The organism is Porphyromonas macacae DSM 20710 = JCM 13914, from assembly GCF_000379945.1.
Taxonomy (GTDB): domain Bacteria; phylum Bacteroidota; class Bacteroidia; order Bacteroidales; family Porphyromonadaceae; genus Porphyromonas; species Porphyromonas macacae.
Window position 1 is genome coordinate 93,880 of sequence record NZ_KB904151.1, and the last position, 12,525, is coordinate 106,404.

The 12,525-nt window shown below is 45.1% G+C and carries 9 protein-coding genes and 1 rRNA gene; 8 read left to right on the forward strand and 2 right to left on the reverse strand.

The genetic code is table 11. The features are described 5' to 3' along the window. Window positions 1-165 precede the first annotated feature (165 nt). Window positions 166-3,057: a protein translocase subunit SecDF gene (secDF, locus tag A3GI_RS0108855; RefSeq protein ID WP_018361097.1), complete on the reverse strand. Its 2,892-nt coding sequence runs from the start codon at window positions 3,055-3,057 to the stop codon at window positions 166-168. A 439-nt stretch (window positions 3,058-3,496) separates the two neighbouring features. Here secDF and A3GI_RS0108865 point away from each other — a divergent pair, with 439 nt between their 5' ends. From A3GI_RS0108865 to A3GI_RS0108895, 7 genes are all read left to right on the forward strand, one after another. Further along, window positions 3,497-4,861 carry a dipeptidase gene (locus A3GI_RS0108865; protein ID WP_018361099.1) on the forward strand — a complete coding sequence of 455 codons (1,365 nt, stop codon included), beginning with the start codon at window positions 3,497-3,499 and terminating at the stop codon, window positions 4,859-4,861. 12 nt (window positions 4,862-4,873) lie between these two features. After that, window positions 4,874-6,139, forward strand: a complete 1,266-nt coding sequence (locus tag A3GI_RS0108870) for an amidohydrolase (protein WP_018361100.1) — start codon at window positions 4,874-4,876, stop codon at window positions 6,137-6,139. Between the two features lie 15 nt (window positions 6,140-6,154). Next, window positions 6,155-6,976 (forward strand): purine nucleoside phosphorylase I, inosine and guanosine-specific, encoded by an 822-nt coding sequence (locus A3GI_RS0108875; RefSeq protein ID WP_018361101.1) that lies wholly within the window; start codon window positions 6,155-6,157, stop codon window positions 6,974-6,976. Window positions 6,977-7,049: 73 nt separating this feature from the next. Next, window positions 7,050-8,519 carry a potassium/proton antiporter gene (locus A3GI_RS0108880; RefSeq protein WP_018361102.1) on the forward strand — a complete coding sequence of 490 codons (1,470 nt, stop codon included), beginning with the start codon at window positions 7,050-7,052 and terminating at the stop codon, window positions 8,517-8,519. A gap of 57 nt (window positions 8,520-8,576) precedes the next feature. Continuing rightward, window positions 8,577-9,506 (forward strand): cation diffusion facilitator family transporter, encoded by a 930-nt coding sequence (locus tag A3GI_RS0108885; protein WP_018361103.1) that lies wholly within the window; start codon window positions 8,577-8,579, stop codon window positions 9,504-9,506. Continuing rightward, on the forward strand, window positions 9,496-9,861 hold the full coding sequence (folB, locus tag A3GI_RS0108890) for a dihydroneopterin aldolase (protein ID WP_018361104.1): 366 nt from the start codon (window positions 9,496-9,498) through the stop codon (window positions 9,859-9,861). Before A3GI_RS0108885 ends, folB begins: the two co-directional genes overlap by 11 nt. A 108-nt stretch (window positions 9,862-9,969) precedes the next feature. Further along, window positions 9,970-11,649: a SulP family inorganic anion transporter gene (locus A3GI_RS0108895; RefSeq protein ID WP_018361105.1), complete on the forward strand. Its 1,680-nt coding sequence runs from the start codon at window positions 9,970-9,972 to the stop codon at window positions 11,647-11,649. A 305-nt stretch (window positions 11,650-11,954) separates the two neighbouring features. On the opposite strand, the gene A3GI_RS0108900 is transcribed toward A3GI_RS0108895, so the two are convergent. After that, entirely contained in the window at window positions 11,955-12,263 is a 309-nt protein-coding gene (locus tag A3GI_RS0108900) for a hypothetical protein (protein ID WP_018360710.1), read from the reverse strand. A 127-nt stretch (window positions 12,264-12,390) separates the two neighbouring features. Here A3GI_RS0108900 and A3GI_RS0108905 point away from each other — a divergent pair. Beyond that, a 16S ribosomal RNA gene (locus A3GI_RS0108905) occupies window positions 12,391-12,525 on the forward strand; the annotation flags it as partial.

Here is a 12,525-nt window from a genome sequence, read left to right on the forward strand (position 1 = left end):
TGAGTGAAACAGGCTACTAATTTAGAAATATTTATTAAGTAATTAATTTGATAAGGCTGCTATTTAAGTCTTTTTGTGAAAGATGTATTTCTCGAACTTGTCTTTATAAAATCAGCCGGCTCTAATTTGATTTAGAGCCGGCTGACTTTATGGAGTCAGAAAGGATTATTTTTTTCTTTTCGATGATTTGTCTTCTTGTTTGTCTAACATCTTGTAAGCGATGGGGCTGGCTACGAAAAGCGTGCAGAATGTACCGATGAGGATACCCAAAAGGATGGCAAAGGTAAAGCTGCGCAGTGTGGCACCGCCCAAAAGGAAGATGATAAGCATAACGAGAAGCGTGGTGAAAGATGTATTCAAAGTACGTACCAGCGTGACATTCATCGCTTCATTGAATAGTTGGAAGTTTTCGCGGTTGGGGTATTTCTTCAGTGTTTCACGAATACGGTCGAAGATAATCACAACGTCATTGATGGCGTAACCGATAATAGCCAGCAAGGCTGCTACGAAGTTTTGGTCTACTTCCATGGTGAAGGGCATTATCTTCCACAGGATCGTGTACAGAGAAATAATGGAGAACGTGGCTACTGCAACAGAAGCAAAAGCTCCGATAGAGAATGAGATATTGCGGAAACGCAGTAAGATGTACAAAGCCATGAACACCAATGCCAAAAGTACGGCAATGATAGCACCCCGGCGAATATCGCTGGACATACTCGGGCTTACTTTTTGCGAGCTTACGATATCCGATTGGATGAATTGCGCGTATGTCGGCGCTGTCTTGTAAAGACCTTTGAGATTTTCATAAAGTTTTTGGCTCAACTCTTCTTCGACAGCCTGACTGTCATCTTTAATCTTGTAGTTCGTAGCTACGCGTACTTGGGTACCTTCCGTACCGATAGTCGTTACTACGAGTTTGCCTTCCAGAGGCCCTTCCAATGCTTTCCGAACGGTAATGTTATCTACTTTTTGATCGAAAGCGATGATATAGTTACGACCTCCGGAGAAATCGATACCGGGGTTCAAACCCACAATGAACATGAAAACGATACCCAGAAGAATAATTGATCCGGGCAGGATCATGCCCCATTTGCGGTTGCCCAGAATATTGAATTTGGGATTATTCAGAATACTCTTGCTAAATCCGGTTCTGAAAGTGATGTTCTCCATCATGCCTTTCTTGTCCATGGCTTCGAATACCATACGTGTCAGGAATACAGCCGTGATGAAAGAGGAAATCAAACCGATAATCAATGTGGTGGCAAAGCCTCTGATCGTTCCCGTACCAAAGAAGAAGAGCACTATGCCGGTAATGATGGAGGTGAGGTTCGAGTCGAAAATAGCACTGAAAGCATTTCCGTAACCGTCTGTAATGGCACGGCTCATACTCTTGCCGTTGCCCAATTCTTCGCGGATACGTTCAAAAATCAGCACGTTTGCATCTACCGCCATACCCAATGTGAGTACCAAACCGGCAATGCCGGAGAGTGTCAGCACTGCATGGAAAGAGGCCAGAATACCTAAGGTGAAGAATGTATTTACAATGAGTGCACCGTTCGCAACCATACCGGGTTTGAAGCCGTAGAACAGGCACATGTAAATCATCAGTAATACCAGGGCTATGATGAATGAGATGAAACCGTTGCGGATCGATTCCTGTCCCAAGGTGGGACCGACAACGTTTTCCTGCTCGATGACGATGGTGGTTTCCATTTTACCGGAGTTCAGCACGTTTGCCAGGTCGCCGGACTCTTCTATGGAGAAACGTCCTGAGATTTGAGACTGTCCGCCTGTGATTTCATTCGATACGTTAGGGGCGGAATATACTACGCCATCAAGTACGATGGCCAGAGCACGGTTGATATTATCTTTCGTCAGACGTGCCCACTTGCGACTGCCTTCTTCGTTCATCGACATCGATACGATCGGTTCCGATTTACCGAAGTTGTTGATAATATCGCTTTTTGCCGATGTTACCACGTCGCCGCTAAGATCCGGTTCGCCGGTGCGGTTTGTGCGGATCGCATACAGCTCATAGTTGTCTGTCAGTTTGTTGGTCTGATAGTTTATCATGGGTTTTGCGCCCCACATCAGAGTCAGATCTTCACGAATCATTTTCTGTTCTTTGGCTACTTTGAGCAAAGAGTCTATACGATTCATGGCAGCCCGCGGTGCTATACCGACCACTGCGCCACCTCCGTTGTACGGAGTAAGCAAGCTGAAGAGAACATTGTTCTCTTTGGCCTGTTTTCCCATGGCTGCCGTTTTTTCTTCTTCATTCATACCCGTTGTGTCTACCGGCGCTGTTGCTGTCATGGCGCTGAGACGGGCGTTGGCATTGATGAGGTCTTCCTCGATTTCGCTATAGTTATAGGTACGCCAGAACTGCAGGTTCGCACTGCGCTGGAGTAGCTCGCGCACACGCTCCGGATCCTTTACTCCCGGTAGCTCCACGAGGATACGTCCTTGACCTTCCAGGCGTTGCAGGTTCGGTGCAACCACACCGAAACGGTCGATACGGGTTCTCAATACGTTAAACGATGCATCCACAGCGCTGTTGTACTTTTGCTTCAGCATATCCACTACCTGTGCATCTGTGGTCTTCGAGTTGATTTGATCACGCAGGTCTCCGGCACCGAACAGTACGGTCAGGCGTCCTTCCGGGTTCAGTTTTGCGTATTGTTTTACAAACTCGTCAATGTAGTTGTTTTGAGCTGCACTTGCAGAAGTCAGCTCCAGAGCCTTGAGGAAATTGGGGTCTGTGCTGTTGTTTGCGAGGTTGCGTAATAAATCTGCGGCATTCAGCTTCAGAACAACGTTCATACCTCCCTTGAGGTCAAGGCCAAGGCCGATTTGTTGATTTCGCGCTTCTTTCAGGGTAAAGCCCATCCATACTTTTTCCGAAGCCATTGAATCGAGGTAGGCCATTCCGGCTTGCTCGCCCATGGCTTCTGCTTTCTTATCATAATGTTTGGTTACAAAAGAAAAAGAAAGGTAGAACGCGCAGATAAGGGCCAGAGCTGTTGTGACAAAAGTCACAAATCCTTTGTTTTGCATCGTGTTTGTCCTTTTATTTATATTTTTTAGTATTAATCCTGTACCATATTTATTAGGGTGCAAATTTAGCTAAAATTCTAAAACAAAGGAATAAACACAGACGAGCATTTATTAAATAGCCGGATGCGTTATGACGGCCGTTTTGCGTGCCGTGTTCTTTTTGGATATCGACGGGTTGTTTTCGAGTTGTTTTTTCTTTGAAAATTTTCTATCTCGGGGAGGAGCAGAAATTCTTTGCCTGATGGATAAAATTCTTCAGACAAAGAATTTCTGCTATCAGTAAGGAGTTGACTTGTGCTGAAAAAGGATGTTTTGCGCATAAATAAAAAGTACTACTCGATGTCTTGCTGCCTGTCCGAGGAAGTCCTACAAAATCTTTTGAACATAAATACTACTTATTTTCCTATCTTTGATAAAATCATAAATAAACAAATTCATCATGTCTCAAATCAAAGAGTATATAGCTGCCAACGAGCCTCGTTTCCTGCAAGAGCTGTTTGACCTGATCAGAATACCTTCTGTAAGTGCAAAAAGTGAACATAAACCGGATATGATCCGCTGTGCCGAACACTGGAAGTCTCATTTGCTGGGAGTGGGGGTACAAAAAGCCGAAGTTTTCCCTACGGACGGCAATCCCATTGTTTACGGAGAATACATCATCGATGCTTCCCTGCCTACCATATTAATATATGCCCACTATGATGTAATGCCGCCGGAGCCCCTGGAGCTTTGGAACAGCGAACCTTTCGAGGCAGTTGTCAGAGACGGTAGAATCTGGGCGCGCGGGTCCGATGATGATAAAGGGCAATCCATGATACAGGTAAAGGGTTTCGAAACAGCCCTTAAGTTAGGACTCATCAGATGCAACGTGAAGTTCATATTCGAGGGGGAGGAGGAAATCGGCTCTACCCACTTGGAAGACTTCTGCAAGAAACATAAGGAAATGCTCAAAAGCGACGTTATCGTGGTTTCCGATACCAGTATGGTCAGTGCCGAAACCCCTTCTTTGACCACGGGCTTAAGAGGTCTGGCTTACTGGGAAATAGAGGTTACCGGGCCTAACCGGGATTTGCATAGCGGCCATTTCGGCGGAGCTGTGGCAAACCCCATTAACGAACTTTGCAAACTGATTGCCCAGGTGGTGGATGCCGACGGCCGTATCGTTATTCCGCACTTTTATGACGATGTCGTGCCCATGAGCGATGAAGAGCGTAACATGATTGCGCAGGTGCCATTCGATGAAAACCAATACAAAGCAGCTTTGGACGTGGATGGACTGTTCGGCGAAAAAGGATACCATACGCTGGAAAGAAACAGCTGTCGTCCGAGTTTCGATGTTTGCGGCATTTGGGGCGGTTATACCGGAGAGGGCGCCAAGACCGTATTGCCGAGTAAAGCCTATGCCAAGGTTTCTTGCCGTTTGGTAGCCAGTCAGGATCATGAGAAAATCAGTAAAATGTTTGCAGACTATATTCAATCCATTGCGCCGAAATATATACGGGTTCAGGTCAAACCGATGCACGGGGGCGAAGCCTATTTGTGTCCTATCGATTTGCCGGCATATCAGGCTGCAGAGAAAGCCTGCGAAGTGGCATTCGGAAAACGTCCGCTGGCTGTACGCAGAGGGGGTAGCATACCTATTATAGCAGCTTTTGAAAGAGTGCTGGGGGTAAAGACCGTACTGATGGGGTTCGGTCTGGAGAGCAATGCGATACATTCACCCAATGAGAATATGAGGCTGGATATTTGGCGTAAAGGTATAGAAGCCGCAGCCGAGTTTTATAACTATTTTCCCGAACGGTAAATTCTGAACGACATGTCAGTTCTGATAAAGAATACCTTATTGAACGGTATCGTTCAAGATATTTTGATCGAAGGAGATCGCATAGCTAAAATTGCTCCGATCATCGAAACACCGGCCGACTGTGAACGGATTATCGACGGGGCGAATACGGCAGCCGTTCCCGGCTTCCATAATTGTCACGCGCACTCGGCCATGACTGTTTTCAGAGGTTATGGAGATGATCTGCCTCTAATGAAGTGGCTGGAAGAATATATTTGGCCTGTGGAGGCAAAGATGACGGAGGAAGATTGTTACTGGGGAGCCCGGCTGGCCTGCCTGGAGATGATCAAATCCGGCACCACGGCATTTATGGATATGTATATGAACCCGCACAGCACAGCACAAGCAGCGGTGGATACGGGTATGAGAGCAGTGGTTTCCTATACGCTGTTTGATCAGGGCAGTGAAGAACGTGCTGCAAAGGATCGTGACAATTCTTTGAAGTATTTGTATGAGTTTCAGGAGATGTACCCCGATACCATCCGTTTTTCAGTGGGACCTCATGCTATTTATACGGTTAGCGGAGAACAACTCCGGTTTTGTCATAACTTTGCAAAAGAGCATGACGTGATTATTCACCTGCACATGTCGGAAACGAAAGGAGAGGTGGACGAGTGTATGAAGTTGCACAATACTACTCCTATCAGGTATCTTGATCGATTGGGCGTCTTGAGTCCGAACCTCACCATTGCGCATGGTCTTTGGATGGATGAAGAAGAATTGGATTTGCTGGCTGCCAATGGGGTGAATGTGATACACAATCCGGCGTCGAACATGAAGCTGGCCAGTGGATACAAATTTCTCTATGAGGAGATGAGGAGCAGGGGTATAGATGTCGGTCTGGGTACCGATGGCTGCTCTTCGTCCAACAATTTGGATATGCTGGAGGCCATGAAGTTAGCTTCTCTTTTGGGCAAGGTGTGGCGTTATGACAGCACGGCAGTAAGTGCTCCTGAAATATTCCGCAGTGCCACGGAAACGGGTGCTCGCATACTGCGCACCGGTGCTGGTAAACTGGAAGAGGGCTACAAGGCCGATTTGTGTCTTGTGGACTTGAGCTTGCCGGAAATGACACCGCTGCATGATCTTACTTCCAATCTGGTTTATTCGGCCAACGGAAGTTGTGTGAAAACGACTGTTATTAACGGTCGGATTGTGATGCTGGATCGGGTAGTGGAAGGAGAAGAAGAAATAAAAGAAAAAGTAAGAGCGATAGCTCGCAGACTTATAAAACGATAATAAAGAGATATACGTATGAACATGCAAGAAGAACATTACCACGAGGCCGCTTCGTTTCTGGCTTCGAGGATTTCTCGAGAAACACGTACCGCAATAATATTGGGTAGCGGCTTGGGCAATCTGGCAAACAGCATTCAGGAGGCTACTGTTATTCCCTATTCGCAAATTCCCCACTTTGCACAATCTACGGCAGTGGGACATAAAGGAAATCTGATCGCCGGTCTTTTGGGAGGCGTGCCGGTTTTGGCCATGCAGGGACGCTTTCACTACTATGAGGGGTATAGCATGGATCAGGTTACATTCCCCGTTCGTACCATGAAACTTTTAGGTATAGAGAACCTTTTGGTTTCAAATGCTGCCGGAGGGATAAACAACACTTTCAAGGTGGGCGATTTAATGATTATTCGCGATCATATCAACAATTTGCCCAATCCCCTGATTGGTAGAAACATGGAAATGTTCGGTCCTCGTTTCCCGGATATGACCCGCGCCTATGATCGCGAATTCATTGCGAAGGTAGAAGCCATTTGCAGCAAGAAGGGGATTCCCGTTAAAAAAGGTGTCTATGTAGGACTGACCGGCCCTTCGTATGAGACTCCGGCGGAATATGCTTTCTGGGGTAAAGTAGGAGGCGATGCCATCGGCATGAGCACTGTGCCTGAGGTTATCGTGGCCCGCCATGCAGACATCAGGGTTTTCGGTATGTCTGTTATCACCAATGAAGGATATCATTTTGCCGATGATTTCGTGAATGATGCTCAGGATGTTATCGATGCAGCCAATGCGGCTTCTGAAAAAATGGGTGAAATATTCATAGCACTGGTTCAAGAGATTTAATAATTACTCATAATCTATTTATGGTGTACTCTTAATCGAAAGAAATGGGGTACACCTCTATTTATTTAACAGAATGGTTAGTATCGCTCCGGAACACTTCCTTTTAATCGGCTCGATTGTTCTTTTGGTTGGCATTATGGCCGGAAAAATCGGAACGAAGTTCGGATTGCCGGCTTTGCTCCTTTTTCTTGCCACAGGCGTGCTGTTTGGTTCCGGAGGGTTCGGCATACAGTTTGACGATGCCGGTTCGGCACAGTTTGTGGGTGTTTTGGCCTTGAGTGTCATTCTCTTCTCCGGTGGTATGGATACCCGTTTTAGCGATATCAAGCGGGTAATGGGTCCCGGTATCACTCTTTCCACTCTGGGCGTGGTGATTACGACTTTGGTTTTCGGCGGTATCCTTTATTTAATGGGTACTATTCCCGTTTCACCCATTCATCTGACTTTTCCCATTGCTTTGCTTTTGGCGGCTACCATGTCGAGTACGGACTCTGCCTCTGTCTTTGCTTTGCTTAACGGCCGGCAGATGCACTTGAAAGAAGACCTGAAACCTACGTTGGAGCTCGAAAGTGGAAGTAACGACCCTATGGCATATATGTTGACCATAGCCTTGATACAGTTCGTATCGAGCGGTGGTGGAAGCATCTGGCTCATTATCGGAACGCTTTTTATGCAGTTTTTTCTGGGCGGATTGATCGGTTTCCTGATGGGGCGTTTGAGTGTATTCTTTCTCAATCGGATAGATATTTACAATGATTCGCTGTATCCCATCGTACTGCTTTGCATGGTTTTTCTGACCTTTGCAGTTACCGCCGTATTAGGAGGAAACGGTTATTTGGCTGTATATATCAGCGGTATCATCGTGGGTAACAGTCGGCTGGTGCACAAAAAAAGTATTAAAACCTTTTTCGACGGTATTACCTGGCTTGTGCAGATCATTCTGTTTATAATGCTTGGCCTGCTGGTCAATTCGGAAAACCTTTTGACCGTTGCGCCTTTTGCTTTACTGGCCGGTCTTGTGATGATTTTTGTGGCAAGGCCTTTGGCCGTTGTTGTCAGTTTGTTGCCATTCAAAAGATACAGCATCAGAGGAAGGGTTTTCTTGTCGTGGGTCGGCCTGCGGGGCGCTGTGCCTATTATTTTCGCTACCTATCCGATGATGAGTGATATTCAGGGAGCCGAAACGCTGTTCAACATCGTATTTTTCATTACGATACTGTCTTTGACTATACAGGGCAGCAGCATCGGAGTAGTGGCCAAATGGCTGAAACTCGATGAGCCGGTACCGGATAAGAAAACTTTTTTTGGTGTTGAAATTCCCGATGAAATCGGAACAAAAATGGAAGAACGGAAGGTTACGCCCGAAATGATAAAAGAAGGCAGTATGCTGATGGATTTGGACCTGAAGGATGAAGAACTGGTCATTTTGGTAAAACGGGGGAGTAAATTCATGGTGCCGAAAGGGAAACTGGAGCTTTATCCGAAGGATATACTCCTCATCGTGTCCGATAGCACTGCGGTCAAGGAACAGACCGGTAATTAAAAATGGAATTTATTCATTTCTCTTTTGCTTTACACTTAAACGATATACCAAGTATTCATGTTCAAAAGTTTCTTTTACACAAAAAGAGAAAAAGAAATTTTTCGTGTAACAATTATAGGCAGCACACTCAACATCCTTTTGATGGGATTGAAGTTTGTCGCCGGTATTTGGGGGCATAGCAGCGCGATGATAGCTGATGCGGCTAATTCGCTCTCCGATATCATTACGGATATAGCCATGCTGATTTTTATCCGGATATCCAGTAAACCCTCGGATGAAAAACACCGATATGGGCATGGAAAATATGAGACCTTATCTTCTGCCCTGATAGCTGTCGCCATGATCGTGGTGGGTGCATCGCTTCTTGCCAACTCCGCGGAAACGATAACGGGTGTTCTCTATCGGGAAGAGAATATTCTTCATCCCGAAAAATTTGCGCTTATCATCGCTATCATATCGATTCTTTCCAAATTCATCGTTTTCAGGTATACTAAAAAGGAAAGCCTGGTATTGAAGAGTTCCGGCCTTCGTGCCAAGGCTTATGATCACTGGAATGATGTTTTTACTTCTTTGGCCGTCTTGATCGGCATCTGTGCTGCCATGTTTTTAGATAACCGATGGGCTATTCTGGAGCCGGTTGCAGCAGCCCTGGTCAGTATAATTATTATTTATACCGGTATCAAACTGTTAATTCCTGCATTTGAAGAGCTGCTGGAGAAAAGTTTGCCCAGAGAAGTGGAAGATCAAATACATGCGTTGCTTCTGGAAGAAAAAAAGATATTGAGTTACCACCGGTTGCGTACCCGTAGCATCGGCAGCCGCTATGCTATCGAAGTCGATATCAGGGTACACGGCTATATCTCCGTTTCCGAAGCGCATGACATAACCAAACAGATAGAGGACAGGCTGAGAGAAAAATTCGGAGAGCAAACACATATTATCATACATGTTGAACCTGAAGAAGAAGTAGATCGTGATGCAGATTGAATTAAAACAGATGAAATTCTATGCCTATCATGGCGTAATGGAGCAAGAGCGCAAAGTGGGGAATAATTTCCTTGTGGATATCGGTCTGGAAACGGATGCCGAACAGTCTGTAATCAGTGATGATTTGTCCGATACGATCAGTTATGCCGATATTTTTCAAATAGTGCAGGCCGAGATGCGGATACCGTCCGGATTGTTGGAACATGTGTGCGGACGCATCATCTCTGCTATTCATGAACGATGGGAAACGCAGGTAAGATCCGTGGACGTAAGACTGGCCAAACTCAATCCTCCTTTTGGCGGAGATGTCAAGGAAGCCGCCGTCAGAATCAAACGAGTATTTCAGTCTGCCTGAGCGACCTGTGCTTTGCTGATTGCCGTAAAGTTTTTTGTTTAGAGAGATGTCTCTAACAGTCGTTATTTTAAGTAACCGTATTTTAATTTAATTACATATAATAAAGAAATGTCTTCTTTTGTATTTTCTCCGCGTTTGTTGCTATGTCTGAAAAATTATTCATGGCAACATTTTTATAAAGACCTGATGGCCGGGATTATTGTGGGTATCGTGGCCCTCCCTTTGGCCATTGCTTTTGGTATAGCATCCGGGGTGAGCCCAGAGAAAGGATTGATTACCGCCATTGTGGGTGGTTTCATCGTTTCTGCGTTGGGCGGAAGTTCTGTGCAGATCGGAGGGCCTACCGGCGCATTTATCATCATTGTTTATGGCATAATCGAAACTTTCGGCCTGAGCGGTCTGGCTGTTGCCACGTTTATGGCAGGCGTACTGTTGCTGGTTATGGGATTTCTAAAGTTGGGCAGCATAATTAAGTTTATTCCTTATCCTATCATTGTGGGTTTCACGGCTGGTATCGGGTTGACCATTTTTACGACCCAGATACCGGATTTGATGGGTTTGCAGATCGAGAAAATCCCCGGCAGTTTTATTGCCAAATGGATAGCGTATGCAGGCAGTATCTCCTCTGTAAACTTTTGGGCGCTGGGCATCGGTCTTGTCAGCATATTGATCATTGTGTACACTCCGAAATTTTCTAAAAAAATCCCCGGGTCGTTGATTGCCATTATTTTAATGACCGTAGCCTCGTATTTCTTAAAGACGAATCTGGGTGTGGAGCAGATTGAAACGATCGGAGATCGCTTTCAGATTTTGGCTTCTCTGCCGGCTATCCAATCCTTGTCCATGGATTTTGCTACTTTCAGATTGCTTCTTCCCTCTGCTTTTACCATAGCTATGCTGGCAGCCATTGAGTCTCTGCTGTCCGCTTCTGTGGCCGATGGTGTTATCGGAGAGCAGCACGATTCCAATACCGAACTGATAGCGCAGGGTATGGCCAACGTGGTGATTCCGTTTCTGGGGGGGATACCCGTCACGGGAGCCATCGCCCGAACCATGACGAATATAAACAATGGGGGACGCACGCCTGTTGCCGGTATTATTCATGCTTTCGTTTTATTGCTTATCCTGCTGTTCCTTTCTCCGCTTACCAAACATATTCCTATGGCCTGTCTCGCCGGTGTCCTCGTGGTCGTATCGTATAATATGAGTAATGTGCATACATTCAGAAAACTGCTCTCGCATCCCAAAAGCGACGTTCTCATCTTGTTGATAACTTTTGCTTTAACAGTCCTTCTGGATCTTACCATTGCCATTGAAGTGGGTATGCTGCTTGCTATGGTGATGCTGCTTAAGCGAGTTACCGAAAGCACACGCATCACTGTATTCCGGGATAAGTTGAAACCCAATGAAGGTGCTGAAGTAAAAACGGAAGAAGAGCATCTTATCATACCCAAACAGGTAGAGGTTTACGAAATCGACGGTCCTTACTTTTTCGGGATTGCCAATAAATTCGATGAAATCGTTCGACAGCTGGGCAGTAAGCCGCAAGTGCGTATCATTAGAATGAGAAAGGTGCCATTTATGGATTCTACCGGAATCAATAACCTTACATCGCTGATTAAAATCTCTCGCGAAGAACATATCCATGTGGTTTTGTCGGGAGTAAATGAAGATGTACGAAACACGCTCATTGCCGGAGAAGTACAAACACTACTTGATGAGCAGGATATATGCGCAGATATCTATAAAGCTTTGGAGCGTGCAAAGGCTTTGCTGCCGGACAAGTAGCCGGCTTTTTTCGATTTTCGCAAATTGCTGTAAAAAGTATTTCATAAATATTTCAAAAGAGGGGGTGTCGAAATTATTTTCAGCTCACCCTCTTTCTTCTTGCGTTTAAGCGTTGTTTTATTTGATGGGGGGTATAGGAGAAAGCGGGGTGATAAAGTGTTATGAGGTTGATTTCATGTTTTGAAAACCGGGTTGTTTGTTTATCCGGCTCCATGGGGAATAGATCTGTTATGGTTGTTTATGCGTGTTTATTGTGAATTTTTTTAATTTTTTTGAAAAATATTTTTGTTGGTTATCTGTTTGTTTCATAGGTTTTTAGTTTGTTTGTTTTTGTCTTTTTGTTTGAAATGTTTGTTTTGATCTCTTGCAGGAATGAAAATAATCTCTACCTTTGCAATCGCAATTCGGACGAGAGTTGTTTGTTTTGACATCGATTCGCGGTATGGTGAGATCAGGAACGGATGTATTTTATTGAATATTTTTTTTGTTTTTGATTTTTTCTTTCCGAAAGTCTTGCGGCAGACAAAAATTTGTTTACCTTTGCAAGCCGAAACCCGTTTTGGATTTTTTAAGGTTCGGGTTTTGTTGCACAAGCGATCTTCGACATAATTCATATTAGAAACGAAAAGTGTAGTACAGGGGAATATATATTTTCCCGTCAGAACTTAAAGGTTTCGATAAGATTCGATAACGGTGGTTTATTTTTGGGCGTATAAGGAAAAAACGAAATAAAAAGATATAACAGAGAAGAGTTTGATCCTGGCTCAGGATGAACGCTAGCGATAGGCTTAACACATGCAAGTCGAGGGGCAGCATGGTCTTAGCTTGCTAAGATTGATGGCGACCGGCGCACGGGTGCGTAACGCGTATGTAACT